This window comes from Thermoactinomyces daqus, from assembly GCF_000763315.1.
Classification (GTDB): domain Bacteria; phylum Bacillota; class Bacilli; order Thermoactinomycetales; family Thermoactinomycetaceae; genus Thermoactinomyces_A; species Thermoactinomyces_A daqus.
In genome coordinates this window covers 1-16,468 of record NZ_JPST01000034.1, presented here as the reverse complement: position 1 = coordinate 16,468, position 16,468 = coordinate 1, and the positions used below count along the sequence as shown (strand labels likewise).

Genomic DNA, 16,468 nt, shown 5'->3' with positions numbered 1-16,468 from the left:
TCTTAATTTATTGAGGGAGGGATTAAGTGAAGATTCGGGATAAGCTTTGTCTCTTGATGCTGAGCCTGTGGATGGGGATTTTTATTTGGTCAGCCATCAATCCTTTAAATATAAAATTATGGATCTATGAAGTGAGCGGAGCTTTCTTGCTGGCAGCGGCCTTGTTAGTGACTTACCGCCGTTTTCGCTTAACGCCACTTGCATATGTCATTGTTTTTATCGCAATCACCATCATGCTGATTGGAGGACATTATACCTACGGTGAAGTTCCTTATTTTAATGAAATAAAGGAGGTTTTGTCTCTTAAAAGGAATAATTTCGATCGGTTTGGGCACTTTTTTCAGGGAATGGTTATCGCTGTGCTGTTTCGGGAATATCTGGTCCGTAAGGGCGTGATTCGCGATCGCAATCGGGAATCTTTTGTCATCTTTTGTATCAGCTTGGCTTTTAGCGCGGTTTATGAGTTGTTTGAATTTTTCTTCGTTATTCTGTGTCAGTTAAATATATCGAAATTTCTCGGCGAACAAGGGGATCGCTGGGATACCCATTGGGATATGGCCAGCGCTTTTTTGGGGGCGCTCATTTTTCTTCTCTTTCTCAGAAATTGTCACGATAAACAGATCAGAGCGCTGGAGAAGAACGGTATCTGAAAGCTTCAAGGCGGCCCTATCCGTTTGGCCGCCTTGAAGCTAGTAATCCTTATTCTTTATGGCGAAGATGCGTAACCGCTTATAATCAGCTACCCAAGTTCCTTTTTGATAGAGCTTGGAATGAAGATTATACTTAATTTTTTGATATATTTCTCTTCTTTCTGTAGTAGAAAACCCTTGAAAAAAACTATCTGTAAACATATCAAGCCAATGATCCAATCCATGTTCTCCGCCGGGTAATGGGGTTGGACGATCAAAATGAATGGCATTCAGGACACGGAACCCATTTTTTTCAAGTAGTGTGCAATATTCGCCGATACTAGGAAAATACCAAGGGTTTCGGCTTTCGATGTCTATTTGATATTCTTCTAACGTTTCTTTTATTGCCAGAAAAATCGACTCAACGTTCCCTTTACCACCGAACTCAGCTACCAAGCGACCGTGTGGCTTTAGATTAAACCAAATATTCTTAATCACCTTCGTTGGTTCTTTTATCCAATGAAGCACTGCATTGGAGAAAACAGCATCAAAAGTTTCCTTGGATTGAAACTGATAAGCATCTTGTACCTCAAAAGAAAGATGAGGATATTTTTCTCGGGCTTTGTTTATCATGTCTGGAGATGAATCAATTCCAAGAGTTTTAGCCCCTTCTTGGGCAATTTTATTGGTAAGATCTCCTGTTCCGCAACCTAAATCGAGAATAGTTTCATGGGGTTTAGGGGATAGTAGTTGAATAAGGTCTTCACCTAGTTTGGAAACGAAATAAACTTTTTCATCATAGAAGGTAGCATTCCATTCATTCATAAGGTTAAAATTCTCCCTTCCTCAGATTATGATTTTTTTTGACGTTCCCGTCGAACCGTTACACTTTCACCAGATACTCCCCAGTTATCCGTAGAAATTTCTTCGATAAGAACAAACGTATGAGCAGGATTTTTGTTGAGGACTTTTTCAAGAAGCTCGGTAGCTCCTTTAATGAGCTGATTTTTCTGCTGAGTTGTAACTCCTTCATCAGTAATTTTAATAGTTACAATGGGCATAAAATCGCCTCCGTTAATCTGAAATCGGATAAAGAATATAACCTATATTTCTAATAGTGAGAAGAAACTTCGGTTTGGCGGTATCATCGCCGATTCGTTGACGTAAACGGTTGATGTAAACATATAAATCACACAACTTGGATGTGCTAAACTCCCCCCATGCATAAGCAATAAGTTCTTCACTTTTCACGGGTTTTCCAAGGTGCTGAACCAAATAATAAAGAAGACGAAACTGTGTTCGCGATAAGCTTATTACCATATTGTCTCGAATCAGCGTCTCAAAATTCAAATCGAGAAAGCAATTATTTCCCACTGCAATTTTGAAGTTGGTATTGCTGACCATAGGAATTCCAGATTCCGCACCTGCCTTTTTGCCTGTTGGTTTATATTTACCAATAATAACACATTTATTTTTATTGTTCAAATTCAAAATTAATAAATAGAATTGCAAATAAATGTATTAAGAAATCTTGATAAACTGTAAGGAAAAATAGGGTTACATCTTTTAATTATGGGAATATTTTTTAAGAAATTGAAAGGAGAGTGAATGATGACAGTAACAATGAACTCCCGGTTGAAGGAAAAGCTGTTGTTTGAAACAACCCCTTTTCATGAAGTTGTAAAGGAAATGATTGTAGAAAAAAACTTATACTCATATTTTATTAACAATCCTGATCATCGAGAAATCCTGCTTTCACGTACAAGACAATTGGCAGAGGATTTTAAAAAGAAAAATCCACAAGCCATTTACTCGCTTCATCGCAGCTTGGGATGGATTTATGAACTTCACCTTTATACTCCTGGTAAACATCCGGTTTACAATCAATTTAATCCTATATTGTTAGAGGTCCAGAGACTGCTGGAAATGGCTTGGGAAGAGTTCGAGGACCAGCGGATACCAAAAGTTGATTACCCAGAGAATCCTGATGAATTTATACGTTGGTTTAAATTAATGTTGATCAATCACGAAGTAGCTGAACATAAATTGTTCCATTATCTCGAAAAAAATGCGAGTTTTGAAGAAATGGCTTACTTTTTCTCTCAAGAAATCACGGTTGATTCTCGATTTGATGACCTTGTAGCATTAGCTCAAATTGGTCTTGATAATGATGTCAAAATGGAACTTGCAGAAAACTATTGGGATGAAATGGGCAATGGCGATATGTCTAAAGTCCATACTATCATGTTTGATCATTTGCTGGAGGAATTAAAGGTCACTGGGGATAAATCATTAAATTCGTTATTTAACGATGCATCATGGGAATCTCTGGCTTGCGGAAATGTACTGTTACATTCCGTAATTCACCGAAAAAATGCATATCGGGCCTTAGGAGCATTAGGTGCGGTAGAAATGCTGGCTCCCAAACGGTTTAGTTATTTGGTTAAAGGATATAAAAGAATAGGATTGAGTGAAAAGGCTCAGGAGTATCATGTATTGCACATTTCCATTGACGCCAAACACGGAGATGGTTGGCTGCGAAACGCTATTGCACCAGTCATTAAAAGAAACCCTGAAGCTAAGAAAGAGATTATAAAAGGAGCGTATTATCGTCTGAATACATCCATGGATTACTGCAATATGCTCTATCAAACTTTTACAAAGAATTGATCAGACTGAAGTCAAAGCCCACTTTTAATAGAAAAAAGTGGGCTTGATTATAAGTTCGCTAAGTAATATGTAAAGGGAGATCGAAATGAAATCTGATCGTTTACAAGGTTTGTCCTTGGGGATCTTTACGGAACTGGCAAACAGAAAACAGAAAGTTAAACAGCAAGGGCGGAAAGTGATTGACTTGAGTGTTGGGAACCCTGATTTGCCCCCGCACCCTAGAATCATGTCCACCTTAAGCACATGGGCACAAGACGGTTCAAAATATGGGTATACCTTACATGCTATCCCTGCTTTCAATCCGGCGGTAGCTCAATTTTACAGCGATCGCTATAATGTTGACTTACAACCAAACCAAGAAATTTTACAGGTTCCCGGAACACAAGATGGCCTTTTTCAATTGGCACTGTCGATAATAAATCCAGGTGATTATGCCCTTGTAACTGATCCTGGCTACCCGATCTACGAAACCAGTGTAAAATTAGCAGGGGGAAGGGTTTACTATATTCCTTTGACCGAAGAGAACGGATTTTTCCCGAGACTAGACCAAATTCCCGAATCTATCTTAAAAAAAGCAAAACTTTTGTTCATAAATTTTCCTGGAAACCCTATTCCTCAGTTAGCTCCTCCCTCCTTTTTCGAAGAAGTTGTATTTTATGCAAAAAAGTTTGATTTTAAAGTAATTCATGATTTTACCTACTCAGAACTGGTATTTGACCAAGAACGAGCTACAAGTTTTCTGAATATCCCTGGTGCAAAGGAGGTTGGGGTTAAGTTTAATTCCCTTTCTAAAACGTTTCACATGGCCGGATGCAGAATTGGTTATGTTGTAGGAAACATGGAAATCATTCAAGCACTATCTCTACTCATGTCCCATACTCATTATGGAATTTTTTATCCTATTCAGAAAGCAGCGGAAGAAGCTCTTAAATCAGGGGATTCATTTTATCGTTCTCATATAAGAATTTATCAGTCTAGAAGAGACCTTGTTATCAAAGAGCTAAAAAAATCCGGTTGGGATGTAATGAATCCTCCTGCTACGATGTACATCTGGGCAAAAATCCCCCTTTCTGTTTCTTCAACCGAATTTTGTTACAGGTTAATGGAAGATACAGGTGTGGTGCTGAAACCGGGAAGTGCATTTGGAAAGAATGGAGAAGGTTATGTCCGGATTAATTTGGTACAACCGGAAGTACAATTAAAGAAAGCAATGAACCTCATTCATCACTTTCTTTTAAAACAAGGATGGGTTTAAATGGCACAAAGAATGAGCGGATGGAATTGGTTTCTCTTAATATGCATTTTGACAGCATGGGCCAGTGCGAAGATTATTACCAGAGAATTAGTATCCAAGGGGATCGCCGAACCGATGACTTTGATGAGTATTCGCTATGGAATATCCTCTATGGTAACAGCCGGTTTTGCAAAGATATTCTTTAAAAAAGAGCAATTAAAATGGGATTCCCGGTATTTATTTGGAGGATTATTTGTAGCAGCACAAGCTATTTTGTTAGGAATTGCATTAAAAACAGCTCCGGTCTCGTTAGCAGGTGTTTGCTTTTTTGGTTGTTCCAGTTTAGTATCATCTGTTTACGGACTGGTCACCAACAGACAGGAAGTCAAAATTCATCTTTTTGCATTACTAATTAGCTTGTGCGGGCTTCTTCTCATTTCCGATCCAACTAATCATGCCACGTGGAATGCCGGAATATTTTTGGCGATTTTGGGCGGAGTTTTCTGGGGTGGGTATTTACTTTGGTGTAAACATCAAATTCCTGAAGGCTGGATCGCTAATATTATCGCCAGTAGCCGAACCATGGGGATCGGAGCGATCATTTGTTTTATTTTTTCCTTTATTTATGAACCAAACGCTTACCACAATATGAATTCGTTATCCTGGGGAGCAGCTGTTTATATGGGAATCGTGCCTCGGGCAATTGGTTTTGTCTTATTCGGATGGTTGGCTCCTAAACTTAACCATACTCAACTGGGGGGTATCTCAGTTAGGTACTCCTTTGCTGGTTGCTTTCGGAGGAATATTGTTGTTGGGGGAAGATTGGACATTTACACTGGGAGCCGGGATGATTTTCATATTATCAGGCATTGCCTTGGCTTCTAAAAAACCAAAACCCCAGCCTGCACGGAAGGAAGTTAAAGATGATGCATACTTGTAAAACATTTGCAAGAGATTCGAGATATGCTGAATGAACAATTATAGAGGAATAAATTATTGTTGTCAGAAGAAAAGAGGCGTCTAATCGCCTCTTTTTAAGCATGTTGTCAAAGAGAAGTTTCACGCGAGAAAATGTGACGATCATATCATTTATCAATAATTGATCTCTGTTAAAAATTAGATTCTATTCGGATTTATCGATCTTTTTATTCTTCAGGTTGAGATATTTTGTTGAGTATGCAGCTAAAATGAAGAATAAAATGATCAGGGACCAAGTTAAATAACCGGGCCATTTAAATGCAGTTCCAATTGCGGCAACGATCCCAAGAGCTAACAGAAAAATCGCTGTCAGGTACTTCATGCCCCAACCTCCTTGATCGAGAGACTCCCTCCATCCCTGTATCTTCAGGGGGTTTAACTCCCTGTCGTTTAATTCTATCCAAAGAAATGATCTCCTTCAAAGAGGACTTTAAACAGTCCTTGCTGCGGAAGAGCAGAGAACGCTTCAAAAGTTCTGAATGAATTGTTGTGAGTCTTGTGGGTAGTTTTTTAAACATTACCAGGTTGAACTAAAAAAGGCTGAGTTGCTGTGGGGCAGGGTTCAGAAAGTAAGGAGTGTTCATATAGGGATTGAGTGACGAAAGCAAATAGGGATTGGACAAAATTTCTTCAGAGGCTACTTCCAACCATGAGGGATGTTTGACGTGGTGCACTCTGCTTTTTTCTCTAAGTTCAATATGGAGGATTGATTGACCGTAACGGTCCAAAAGGGAGAGATGAGAGAGGTATCTGCGTTTTTGATGGAAACGAATACGCTGGTTTAATTTAATTTCGTTTATTTCATCCCGCGGGATTTCATGACGCTCCCCGCAGAACAGTTGAACTTCAACAGGATCGCCTTTTCCCCTCATCCATTGATCTAATACGAAGCGAAGAACATGTTTTGCTAAAGCGATTGAGGAATAATTTAATTTGCATTTGCGTTTTTCGCCGGGATAATGCGAAAAATAAGGTTTTTTTAATTTGCTTAGTCTGAGAATCAGTTTCCCTTTGCATTCAGGACATTGGTACGGTTCTTGAGGATTCGCTTCTTTTGGCAAAATAATTTTTCCGGTTGAACTGAGTCCGTAAGGAATAACTCCGTACTGCCGACGATATTTGGGTCGGATTTTTGTTTGTACCATCAGTTTCAGCCTCCTGATCTTCCCATTGAGTAATTTGTAAATTTTTGTCCTTTTTTTAAATATTATAACCATTTATCAGAAATATTAAAATATAGGAACATGATTATTTTTTCATTGGATTATTACATAAGGAATGTAGACTGGTTTGAAATGCAAACTTTTGATTGACACATTCGAAATATCAGGGAAAAGCAAGATGGATATTGATGATATCCCGTATTTCTATCGGCTTTGAAAGGCTGTGCAGATTAATATAATGTAAACCACAAAATTGATAACCTATCATTAAAGATAAAAAATGTATAATTGTCACGGAATATGCGAATCTGTTTTAGGAGGAGTTGAATTCAGTGAATATTACTCCGGATATTAAATCAATCGCATTATTTTTTATCTTATTTGTGCCGGGATTCATTTCGATGAAAGTGTACGATATGCTTGTTCCCAGAGAAGAAAGGGACTATGCAAAAACTATATATGCCATTATTGCTTATAGCGTGTTTAATCTCGCTCTGATTTATCCGCTTTTAGGCATTATTCAAAAACATATTTGGGCATGGTATCTATGCATATTTGCTCTTCCTGTATTAACGGCTTACTTATTTTTTAAGGTGATCACTTCGGGTTGGCTTAATCGTTTGACTAAGGAAGTTCAAGAGCCTATTCTTACTCCGTGGGATTGGGTCTTTCGTAAAAAGAAACCTTATTGGGTTATCGTTCGGCTAAAAGATGGGAGTCGGATTGGCGGGGTATATTCAGAAGGATCTTATGCTTCAAAATACCCGGCAAAAGAACAAATATACCTGGAGAACGTATATACATTAGATGATAATGATGATTTTGTTGAAATGATTCCAGGGAGTGCAGGGATGATCATATTTGGTGAAGAAATATTGGCAGTGGAATTGTATAGTAGTGTAGAAAGTGAGGATGGATCGAATGAGCAAGAAGAGACAGAAGAACAAGAATACGGAAAAGGGTAAACAAGGAGAGAGTAGTACTGTTTTTTATAGGAATATATTTGTAGGGGATTTTCGTAATAATTCAGCAAGTTATAGACCGAATGAACCTCTTAATTTATCATCTCTTCCACCTAAAAAAGGACCTGGTAAACACTTCCGAAAGACAAAGGATAATAAAGTAACCGCCTGGCAAAAGGGCGGTTTTATTATGATTTCAAACATCCTCCTTTAAAACCGTTAAAAAAACCGTCTCTGTCCCAGGGATCATTTGGAACCAAGGGTGTCGGGCTATAATGACCCCATACGCTTCGACTTTTGGGGTTCATTAAGGGGCAAGGCAGAGAGAAGCCGCTGATTGCTCAGAGAACCCCATAAAAAGGAAGCTGCATAGTTTTATGCTTCATTTCTTGATTGGGGTAGAGGACATAGCGAATTCATACGCAATGCTCATTTTTGGTATGAAGTATGCTGAGAAATTTTCACACCTGCCAGAAAAACGGGAAGAGTCTATTCAAAATTTTGAATGTTAACTGAAAATGCAAAATCTATCTATGGGGTATCAAAAATTATGCGAATTATTCATCTTTTGCTGACTGATAAGAAAAAATTCATTCTTATTTGACATGAAAAATTGATTCCGATAACATTATATTATCGGAACTTATAGTGAAGGTGATCAATTATGCTTTCTCCTTACCAAAAAAATGAAATCATGCTTGCTGAGAATGAAGGATTAACCCGGAGCGCCATGGATGTTTTTAAAAACCTCCATGCGGGTAACACACTTCGGGCCTATGAATCAGATTTCAGAGATTTCAGCAAATATCTCGATTCCATCGGGAAACACCCCGAGGATGTGACCGGTACAACCATCATCAACTATTTGGATTCGTTGAAAGAAAAGGGACGCAAATATTCCACGATCCAGCGCCGGCTTGTTGCGATCCGCGCGGTCTACAAAGAATATGGGCAGATGATGGAGCAAGAGGCCCAAGCAAGAGGGAATAAAGACTTTGTCTATCACAATCCGGCCAGCACAGACCGGGTGAAAGGCTGGATGAAGGCACTCCGGAAAACCATCGGGATTGCCCAAAAACAAAAGAGGCCAGCCACCAAACGGATCATGAACGCATTTCTGAGTGAGATGGAGGGAGACCGGTTAATCGATATCCGAAACCGCGCCTTATTGGTCATTGGATATGCGGGAGCCTTTCGACGTTCCGAGCTGGCTGCGTTGAACGTGGAAGACATCGAACGTGATAATGAAGGGATCTATATCATCGTGAGAAAAGGAAAAACCGACCAAGAGGGGCAAGGATTGAAGAAGTTCATTTATTATGGCGAAAGGGCCAGTCAATGTCCGGTCCGTTTACTGGATGCCTGGCTTCGGGCTGCGGGCATCACTGAAGGAGCGGTTTTTCGTCAGGTGAATAAGGGGGGGCGGGTCGGCAATCGGATGAGCGACAAGGCCATTTACAATGTAGTGAAAGACGCCGCGGAAAAAGCCGGTTTCGATAAGAGCGAATTCGGCGGCCATAGTTTGCGTGCCGGCATCATCACTCAGTTGGCGGATGATGGAGTGGAAGAACGCGATATTATGCGACACAGTGGTCACAAGAGCATCGCCATCATGCGGAGGTACATCCGGGAAGTCGACATCAAAAAGAAAAGTCCGACCAGGGGGATTTTATAATTTTCCTCTGTTTTGAAACAAGCTGCCCAGGTAATTCGGGCAGCTTATTTCATCGGCGCAACAGACCAGTCTGATGCCCACTATTTATCCCGCCTCGATCGGTTCTTCCCCGGCCAATGAGTGGAACTATTTTTCGATTAATGTGTTTAGGAGTTTTTTTGCTCTTTCTTGTTCGCTCGCAACATTTTTATTTCCATATCGTTCTTTTAGATAAAGATCAGTCAGTTCTTCCATAAATACTTTTTTGTCGGGTATAAATGGGGCAATCTTCCGGATATATTCCGGCGCCGTTTCGTTGGGAAGTCTTTTGGTAAATGATTTACCTGCGAACTTGAGAAATTTACGATATGTTCTTCTGATTGGTGTAAGTGAATTATCATTCATCTTTAAGTCTGATTTTTTAATAGGGTTCATTTTAAAAAGAAATTCCCGCTCTTCGATTTCTTCTTCATGTTTAGCTGCAGATTTGATTGATTTGGTGTTGGATTCGAAGGATTTATAAATAAAATAAACGACGATGACCGAAATGAAAATCATAAAAGCCGATTGTACCCACTGACCACTAAAGCTATTTTGGTTGAGAGAAGATTGGACGTGGGTGAGTCCGTTTATTTGATTAACAGACGCATCATAAAATCGAGGCCTGAAAGGCAAGTCGTCAGGGATTAATTGCTCGAGAATAAATCCAACAACATCGATGACAGGAGAAAAGAGGTAAAATAAAAAAATGGCGATTGTTTTATAAACGGGCCAACCGGAAAGTTGGATGATCCATCCTCCCATAATTCCAGTAATTAATAAGGCAAAAGGAATAAAGAATTCATAAAGGGAGCTTTTTGATTGATGACTTTCCTCATCTCTCGACATTTTGGAGATCATCGATAAAGAAACCATCCTTGTAAACAAGAAAGCGATAAAAAAAAGAAAAACTTGGTCTTCCCAATAACGGTTAACTGCAAATAGATAAGCTGCCCCTACAGAAAGAAATATCCCTGCCAAATTAAATTTTGTTTGTGTCTGCAATAAATAACGCCGGGAATCCGTTTGTTCATTTGCAATAGCTAAAGATTTGATTAAAAGCAGGTTAAATAAAAAGCAAAAAAAAGAAACTGCTGAATCTTCATATTTTATTTGCCACCAGGCAGTGATTATCAAGAGCAGCAGCAATTCAGCCATAAAGAATTGTTTGCCGCTGAAATATTTACCGAAAACAATTGATCCCCATACTAAAATGAAAGAGCTGATTAAAAACCTGACGGTAAAGTCGCCGCTTTGATTTAATATTGCTGTCAGTGCGATAAATTGGATCGAAACGGCTGATACTTGGCTTGCGTAACAAAAGAAAAGGAACCTGTATTTTGGAAGCAAAACTTATTCACCTCCATGGTTTGTCAGCTCTTCAAACATGTAAATGGGTATTTCCTTTTCCATTTGAATATCCTTTCTTGAGAGTGGGGAAAGGCAATGACGGATACATGTGAACCACGCTTGATGATACTCCCGATCCTTTCGGTTATTTCCTTATTCCAAAAAGATGTCAGGATAATCAAATGGTTTGTTTTACTAATATTATCATCATTATATTTTTTTAAGACCGAACTAAACGGGCAGGAAGGGAATGATTTAATTTTTCCCAACAAAGAAAGCAAAAAATCTAAGTGGTCATATGAACAGTTTGGTTCTATTTTCAATACTCCTGGCCCGCTCCACGCCGCGTTGGAAAATAAGCCGTAAGGAAACCCCGATTCTTGCGCTTTAAGGAAAATCGCAGCCGCAACCCGGCATTGCAGGTCAACAATCTCCTTTTTGATGCCCAACCGGAAGTAATCATGAGATTGGAGATTTAACATGACATGAATAGATGTTTGCGAAGTGGTATCATACTCCTTGACCATCAATTTTCTGGTTTTTGCTGTGGCTTTCCAGTCAATTTGTTTATACGGATCATTTGCTGTATACTCACGCACACCTGAAATTCTGGTTTCATCTCCATGGTACCAACGATATAATATGTATTCTCCCGATAACTCAGTTAAGGAGAAGGATGCAAATTCTTCTTCCATTGGTTGGGGACGTACCAACAGACGGGTATCCGTCGGTAAGTCAATATGTACCTCATTTAATCCTATACCATCATACAAAACGCATCGAACTGGTTCAAAAAAATAATAGCCTCGTTTCAAACAGCGGATCCGATAACGTTTTCGCACCCGTTGTTTGGGAAGTAAATAGGTTCGTATGCTTAACTTTTGTTTCGCTTGCTGATCATAAATCCATCGAAGGCCTTCAGGCAGCAACTGATTAATATGAATCAAAGGAATGGGAAAATATGATTTATTTTCAATTCTGATCCAAAACTCAATTTGATCATCTTCTTGGACAGGTTTGTGTGGTAATTCATAGATAATCTCTGCATTCTTTTGAATATTCCTCTCCCAAAGGCGGCTATAAAACCAAATCATACAAACCAATATGGCCATCCAAAAAAGCAGCATCATGATCGATCCCCTGTCAGTTTTGCATCATCCTCCACAGGCGCAGGAATGTTCCGTAAGATTTCATCAAGAACATCCAATTCGCTTCTTTTTTTCATTCGGCTGGATGACTTCACTTTGATACGGTGAGATAACACTTTGGATACAGGCGCTTTGACGTCATCGGGAATAACAAAATCCCGACCGTGAATCGCCGCAAAAGCTTTGGAAGCTTTGGTCAGGAAAATTAATCCCCTTGGTGATGCACCTAAAGAAATTTCCTCATGTTCACGAGTCGAACGAATGATTTGGATAATATAAGTTTCAAGATCCTCCGTGATGGTTACTTGATTAATTGTGTTTTGTGCAAGAATGATATCTTGCGGGCTGACGACAGGTTTAATTTGTTCGATCGGGACAAACTGAGTAAATCTTCGAAGAATAAAACGTTCATCTGCTTCCGAAGGATAGCCGAGTGATAATCTCATCAGAAAACGGTCCAATTGAGCTTCAGGAAGTGGGAACGTCCCTTGAAATTCGATCGGATTTTGTGTTGCGATGACAAAAAAAGGCTTTTCTAACGGGTGAGTTGTTCCCTCTATGGTAACCTGTCCTTCTGCCATCGCTTCAAGCAAGGCCGATTGTGTTCTCGGAATTGCTCGATTTATTTCATCAACAAGTAAGAATCGGGTAAACAAGGGACCTTTACGAAACGTAAAATCTCCGGATTTTTGATTGTATACAGTTGTGCCCAGGATATCAGAGGACAGAAGATCGGGGGTACATTGAATTCTTTTGAAAGAGCATCCGATGCTTGAGGCAATTGCCTTACATAATACCGTTTTTCCTACTCCGGGAAGATCCTCAAGCAGTACATGTCCGGAACAAAGTAATCCTGTCAATACAAATTTTAAAGTCTCATCTAAACCTATTACAACCTTGTGGACTTCATTATTAATTTTTTCAGCTAATTCCCTGATAAATTTCATTTTGATTACTCCTAAAAAATATAATATTATGAATTATGGTCAGAGTATTATATCATAAAAGTGAGAATAATAAAATAACAAGGGAAACCACTCTCTAACATAAGTTCCCCTCCGAAGCGAATTTGACGTTTCTCGTTTCGAAGGGGATTTATGCGACGGGAGTGGATTATTTTTTTCGGCGATCCCGAGTCAATCATAAGCTGAGGGGATCAACTGTTTCAATTTCTTCATGATGCGGTAAACGCGTTTGTGATTGGAAAAGCAGAAAGTCCCCAAGTAGCCTGACCTACCTAATCCCCCATATATTAACGACTTTTTTGGTTAGTGTTACAATATTGAAAACTGGATCGAGAAAGGTGACACCATGAAACAATCGTTTGTTCCAAGTAACGCATTTATTGATCCATATGGTCGAAATATGCCAGAAGCTAAACATCTGATGGAAGCTGTTATGAGTTTGGTACTTTCAAACTTATCTTCGGCATCTCAACGATTGCCGCTGTCACAATCATTGAAACCATCTTATGCATATTTTCCCGAAGAAGGGCTTTCAACAGAAGAAATCCTTCAACAATTAAAAGGAATTTTAGAGAGTTCAATGAATCCTGCTCATCCTCATTACATTGGACATATGGATTCGATCCCAACGATCATGTCTTGTTTAGGTGAGTTTATTAGTGCATCGTTGAATAACAATATGTTAAGCCTTGAGATGTCACCTGTGTTCTCGCATATGGAAGTTGAAGTCATACAGACGATTTCTCAATTTTTTGGTTACAATGAGAAAGCAGGAGGAGTCATGTTGAGCGGAGGAAGTCTTGCAAACCTTCAAGCCCTTGCGGTGGCTCGAAATCATGCTTTCCCTGTTTTACAAAATGGTTTATCCGGTATTGATGGGCAACCTGTGGTGTTCGCCTCCGAGGTGGCTCATACATCTTTGCAAAAAGCTGCTATGCTTCTCGGATTAGGGACTTCTTCTGTGATTCCTGTCAAAACAAATGCAAATTCACAGATGGACACTGCTGATTTGGAGGTCAAGATTAAGCAAGCCCGCAATCAAGGGAAGAAACCTTTTGCCATCGTTGCTACGGCGGGAACAACCGTAACGGGAAACATTGATCCAATCCCTGCCATTGCAGAAATCGCACAACAATACAGGCTATGGCTTCATGTGGATGCCGCATATGGGGGAGCGTTGGTATTCTCCAAAAAACATCGTGATCGCCTTACAGGAATTGATAAAGCTGACTCCATTACGTTTAATCCCCAGAAATGGATGTATATCGCAAAGACGTGTGCAATGGTTATATTTAAAGATCGAACCATTTTAGAGAAAGAATTTCGTATCCCGGCTCCGTATATGAATGATACCGAATTTACAAATCTCGGAGAAATTAGCGTTCAAGGAACTCGTCATGCAGACATATTGAAGTTGTGGCTATCCTTGCAACATATTGGGATGAAAGGCTATGAGCAACTTCTTGATGAGAGTTATGTCTTAATGGAAACCTTTATTGAGCAAATCAAGCAACGCCCGTACCTTGAACTGGTAAGCGAGCCTGACACAAATATTTGTTGTTTCCGAGGAAGACCTGAGTATATTCCACCGGATCAATGGAATTTAGAACTTCAACAAACGCTCCTGCGTGATGGACAATCCTTCTTCTCTTTACCAACCTATCGGGGAAATCGTTGGTTAAGGGCGGTTCTTCTCAATCCATTTACTTCTATAGAAGTGATCCATCAAGTGTTTGACAGAATGGATCAATTTTATAAACACAGAAGAGGCGATTCGTAAGAGTCGTCTTTTCATATGGCCTTGAGACGAATGTATTTAAGTGTCCGAAACAACGTCATGCTGCTGGTACCAAGATTTCTAAAGCCGGCATGTGTTCACAGATAAAAGGATGGCCAGTATGTCCTAAGCTGGTAAGAATCTTGCCAATCGACCAGCAGTCTGTAAGCAGGGCTGTGATTAACGCAATTTGATTCAGCGACCGTTGTTTTTTCATTACTCATCTTGCCTAAATTGAAATCGCTTAATATGATATTTTTGGGAGGGATTACAATGGAGGAAAGAGCAGAGAAGATCAGAAGGCTGGCCGATATCGAGGAACATAAATTGAGAAAGGTGATAGCAACAGACCCGCATCCGGTCTATACTGACATGGATGATTACTGTGATGTCTGCTGTCTCCGCTTAAATCGAATACATATTCGGATTGTTGAAGACGTACAAAACATGGACGACAACGGGATCAGGGCGTGTTTAGATTGTATTAAAAAGCATGATCTTAAAGTACTGGATAACAAAAAAGCGCTTGAGTATGAAGCCATGACAGAAGCAAAACTCAGGATCAAAAAAGGTACGCAAATTAATCTCTGAAAAGGGGAGGAATTTTAAAAATAATGTCTAAAAAAGATGTCAAGATAGGAGGTGAAAATGATGAAACGTTTTCTCATCGGAGAACCTCCGGCTGGAAAAACCGGAGGAGAACCGCCGCAATGCTAATCTCTCTTCTCAGCTATATTTCTGCTATTGGAGGGCCCCTGAGTAAGGGGCCTCTTTTTATATATGTGTTTTTATATATGTGCTGCTCAGCAAATTATTCACTCAGTGAAATTACTGCCGAACCGTCAGTATCGGCCCAACCGAATCCACTTTGGGCGTGAAAGGTGTAGTTCTTCGCATCGCCGCGAATGTCATAAACCAGCGTAATCTGTTTTTCAACTGTCGGAGGAATTTCATTCAAAAAGCTGCTTTCGTCGCTGCTGTCCATTACATATAAAATCGCATCTGTGTCCGGCTCAAATGAGCGATTCTGTTTGTCTTTCAGTACAGTCATACTGGAATCAATGACCCTTGACTCTTTGTCATTATTCTTTACTGATACTTTCAGGATAGCGAAGTTGCCGGCGCTCGGCTTCTTTGATCCCATTATGTTTTTAAGCTGGTCTTTTTCCTCAACGGAATCTACCCGATATTCCAGCTTGCCAGCTTTGACCCACTGACCGATTTTCGCTACTTTGGGTTGTTCCGGCTTTTTAGCCGGGGCAGGTGATGACACCGGCGGTTTGTCGGCTACCGGTTGATTGTTAGACGTATCTCCACCTCCGAAAGCGAAGCCGAAAATGACGAAGAGGACAAAAACACCGAATCCCCACCAAGCCCATTTTCTTTGAACGCTTTTGAAGTGATCAACACTTTTCCATGATTTCGCTTTCCAAGCCCATTCACTTCCTTTAGCGCCTAATATGACATTCATGATAAAACCGAATATTGGGACAAATGCGAGCAAACCAATCCAGACTCTGTTGCCAATCGCCCATATCGGCCCGAGAAAAAAGCCCCCCAGTTCCATTTTTTTACTCCGGATACATCAGAATGGTTTGTAATGTTTTGATCCATGTCCAATTCCTCCTGATTTGTTTCCAAAAGTCATAATGGATTCTTCGATCTGTGCTTTTATGTCTTCGATGCGGTAGTAAAGCAGAAAGGCATCTATAATGCTTTGAATAGCATCTCCGACATAAAAGCGATGAGCGCCGAATATGCCCAAGAAGAACCAGAGCAGATAAGCTGTAGATTTTTTCTTTTTTGCTCCAACTCAGAGTTAACAAACCATGGCTGTTATTTTATGTCATCAAATCGTCTGTAAACAGATTGCTCACCTTTTCACCTCCCTCAATAAAT

Annotated in this window: 17 protein-coding genes and 1 pseudogene; 8 read left to right on the top strand and 10 right to left on the bottom strand. The window is 39.9% G+C overall.

Going from position 1 to position 16,468, the window contains the following annotated elements; all coding sequences use genetic code 11:
• Positions 1–26 precede the first annotated feature (26 nt).
• Entirely contained in the window at positions 27–650 is a 624-nt protein-coding gene (locus tag JG50_RS0113610) for a DUF2238 domain-containing protein (protein ID WP_152568587.1), read from the top strand.
• 39 nt (positions 651–689) lie between these two features.
• Here JG50_RS0113610 and JG50_RS0113605 read toward each other — a convergent pair whose 3' ends face one another.
• From JG50_RS0113605 to JG50_RS21115, 3 genes are read right to left on the bottom strand one after another with little or no spacing between them, the layout of a single operon-like run.
• Positions 690–1,454 (bottom strand): class I SAM-dependent methyltransferase, encoded by a 765-nt coding sequence (locus tag JG50_RS0113605; protein WP_033101667.1) that lies wholly within the window; start codon positions 1,452–1,454, stop codon positions 690–692.
• A 26-nt stretch (positions 1,455–1,480) separates the two neighbouring features.
• Positions 1,481–1,690 carry a tautomerase family protein gene (locus tag JG50_RS0113600; RefSeq protein WP_033101666.1) on the bottom strand — a complete coding sequence of 70 codons (210 nt, stop codon included), beginning with the start codon at positions 1,688–1,690 and terminating at the stop codon, positions 1,481–1,483.
• 13 nt (positions 1,691–1,703) lie between these two features.
• On the bottom strand, positions 1,704–1,949 hold the full coding sequence (locus JG50_RS21115; protein ID WP_370589424.1) for a winged helix-turn-helix domain-containing protein: 246 nt from the start codon (positions 1,947–1,949) through the stop codon (positions 1,704–1,706).
• A 291-nt stretch (positions 1,950–2,240) separates the two neighbouring features.
• Between JG50_RS21115 and JG50_RS0113590 the strand changes: the two genes are divergently transcribed.
• The 3 genes from JG50_RS0113590 (at position 2,241) to JG50_RS0113580 (ending at position 5,418) form a co-directional block, all read left to right on the top strand.
• Positions 2,241–3,299, top strand: a complete 1,059-nt coding sequence (locus JG50_RS0113590; protein WP_033101664.1) for an iron-containing redox enzyme family protein — start codon at positions 2,241–2,243, stop codon at positions 3,297–3,299.
• 85 nt (positions 3,300–3,384) lie between these two features.
• Positions 3,385–4,554, top strand: coding sequence for an aminotransferase class I/II-fold pyridoxal phosphate-dependent enzyme (locus JG50_RS0113585; RefSeq protein ID WP_033101663.1), 1,170 nt, complete (start codon positions 3,385–3,387; stop codon positions 4,552–4,554).
• Positions 4,555–5,418: an EamA family transporter gene (locus JG50_RS0113580; RefSeq protein WP_033101662.1), complete on the top strand. Its 864-nt coding sequence runs from the start codon at positions 4,555–4,557 to the stop codon at positions 5,416–5,418.
• A gap of 238 nt (positions 5,419–5,656) precedes the next feature.
• Here JG50_RS0113580 and JG50_RS20190 read toward each other — a convergent pair whose 3' ends face one another.
• Positions 5,657–5,833 carry a hypothetical protein gene (locus JG50_RS20190; RefSeq protein WP_160173883.1) on the bottom strand — a complete coding sequence of 59 codons (177 nt, stop codon included), beginning with the start codon at positions 5,831–5,833 and terminating at the stop codon, positions 5,657–5,659.
• A 208-nt stretch (positions 5,834–6,041) separates the two neighbouring features.
• Positions 6,042–6,656 (bottom strand): competence protein CoiA family protein, encoded by a 615-nt coding sequence (locus tag JG50_RS0113575; RefSeq protein WP_033101661.1) that lies wholly within the window; start codon positions 6,654–6,656, stop codon positions 6,042–6,044.
• A 350-nt stretch (positions 6,657–7,006) separates the two neighbouring features.
• Between JG50_RS0113575 and JG50_RS18960 the strand changes: the two genes are divergently transcribed.
• Positions 7,007–7,639, top strand: a complete 633-nt coding sequence (locus JG50_RS18960; RefSeq protein ID WP_052154329.1) for a DUF6338 family protein — start codon at positions 7,007–7,009, stop codon at positions 7,637–7,639.
• A 661-nt stretch (positions 7,640–8,300) separates the two neighbouring features.
• Positions 8,301–9,311 carry a site-specific integrase gene (locus tag JG50_RS0113565; protein ID WP_052154328.1) on the top strand — a complete coding sequence of 337 codons (1,011 nt, stop codon included), beginning with the start codon at positions 8,301–8,303 and terminating at the stop codon, positions 9,309–9,311.
• A gap of 126 nt (positions 9,312–9,437) precedes the next feature.
• Here the strand turns inward: JG50_RS0113565 and JG50_RS0113560 are convergent, their stop codons facing one another.
• The 3 genes from JG50_RS0113560 to JG50_RS0113550 are packed head-to-tail and all read right to left on the bottom strand — an operon-like array spanning position 9,438 to position 12,774.
• Positions 9,438–10,679, bottom strand: a complete 1,242-nt coding sequence (locus tag JG50_RS0113560) for a DUF4129 domain-containing protein (RefSeq protein ID WP_033101660.1) — start codon at positions 10,677–10,679, stop codon at positions 9,438–9,440.
• Positions 10,680–10,702: 23 nt separating this feature from the next.
• The gene (locus tag JG50_RS0113555) at positions 10,703–11,809 is read right to left on the bottom strand and encodes a DUF58 domain-containing protein (protein ID WP_033101659.1); all 1,107 of its coding nucleotides are present in this window, start codon (positions 11,807–11,809) and stop codon (positions 10,703–10,705) included.
• Positions 11,806–12,774, bottom strand: coding sequence for an AAA family ATPase (locus JG50_RS0113550; protein WP_033101658.1), 969 nt, complete (start codon positions 12,772–12,774; stop codon positions 11,806–11,808). The genes JG50_RS0113555 and JG50_RS0113550 overlap by 4 nt, the downstream gene beginning before the upstream one ends.
• A gap of 364 nt (positions 12,775–13,138) precedes the next feature.
• On the opposite strand from JG50_RS0113550, the gene JG50_RS0113545 reads away from it, so the two are divergent.
• Together JG50_RS0113545 and JG50_RS0113540 are read left to right on the top strand one after the other, a co-directional pair.
• Positions 13,139–14,572, top strand: coding sequence for a pyridoxal phosphate-dependent decarboxylase family protein (locus tag JG50_RS0113545; protein WP_033101657.1), 1,434 nt, complete (start codon positions 13,139–13,141; stop codon positions 14,570–14,572).
• A 270-nt stretch (positions 14,573–14,842) separates the two neighbouring features.
• The gene (locus tag JG50_RS0113540) at positions 14,843–15,160 is read left to right on the top strand and encodes a hypothetical protein (RefSeq protein ID WP_033101656.1); all 318 of its coding nucleotides are present in this window, start codon (positions 14,843–14,845) and stop codon (positions 15,158–15,160) included.
• A 220-nt stretch (positions 15,161–15,380) separates the two neighbouring features.
• Here the strand turns inward: JG50_RS0113540 and JG50_RS18955 are convergent, their stop codons facing one another.
• Positions 15,381–16,073: a DUF4352 domain-containing protein gene (locus JG50_RS18955; RefSeq protein WP_152568584.1), complete on the bottom strand. Its 693-nt coding sequence runs from the start codon at positions 16,071–16,073 to the stop codon at positions 15,381–15,383.
• Positions 16,074–16,154: 81 nt separating this feature from the next.
• Positions 16,155–16,361: pseudogene (locus JG50_RS19440) on the bottom strand (NINE protein); the annotation flags it as partial.
• Between the last annotated feature and the right edge of the window lie 107 nt (positions 16,362–16,468).

Excerpts from the sequence above, each read along its gene's own strand:
- JG50_RS0113605 (WP_033101667.1), bottom strand. The coding sequence starts at position 1,454 with ATGAATGAATGGAATGCTACCTTCTATGATGAAAAAGTTTATTTCGTT.
- JG50_RS0113600 (WP_033101666.1), bottom strand. The coding sequence starts at position 1,690 with ATGCCCATTGTAACTATTAAAATTACTGATGAAGGAGTTACAACTCAG.
- JG50_RS21115 (WP_370589424.1), bottom strand. The coding sequence starts at position 1,949 with ATGGTAATAAGCTTATCGCGAACACAGTTTCGTCTTCTTTATTATTTG.
- JG50_RS0113590 (WP_033101664.1), top strand. The coding sequence starts at position 2,241 with ATGACAGTAACAATGAACTCCCGGTTGAAGGAAAAGCTGTTGTTTGAA.
- JG50_RS0113585 (WP_033101663.1), top strand. The coding sequence starts at position 3,385 with ATGAAATCTGATCGTTTACAAGGTTTGTCCTTGGGGATCTTTACGGAA.
- JG50_RS0113580 (WP_033101662.1), top strand. The coding sequence starts at position 4,555 with ATGGCACAAAGAATGAGCGGATGGAATTGGTTTCTCTTAATATGCATT.
- JG50_RS20190 (WP_160173883.1), bottom strand. The coding sequence starts at position 5,833 with ATGAAGTACCTGACAGCGATTTTTCTGTTAGCTCTTGGGATCGTTGCC.
- JG50_RS0113575 (WP_033101661.1), bottom strand. The coding sequence starts at position 6,656 with ATGGTACAAACAAAAATCCGACCCAAATATCGTCGGCAGTACGGAGTT.
- JG50_RS0113565 (WP_052154328.1), top strand. The coding sequence starts at position 8,301 with ATGCTTTCTCCTTACCAAAAAAATGAAATCATGCTTGCTGAGAATGAA.
- JG50_RS0113555 (WP_033101659.1), bottom strand. The coding sequence starts at position 11,809 with ATGATGCTGCTTTTTTGGATGGCCATATTGGTTTGTATGATTTGGTTT.
- JG50_RS0113550 (WP_033101658.1), bottom strand. The coding sequence starts at position 12,774 with ATGAAATTTATCAGGGAATTAGCTGAAAAAATTAATAATGAAGTCCAC.
- JG50_RS0113545 (WP_033101657.1), top strand. The coding sequence starts at position 13,139 with ATGAAACAATCGTTTGTTCCAAGTAACGCATTTATTGATCCATATGGT.
- JG50_RS0113540 (WP_033101656.1), top strand. The coding sequence starts at position 14,843 with ATGGAGGAAAGAGCAGAGAAGATCAGAAGGCTGGCCGATATCGAGGAA.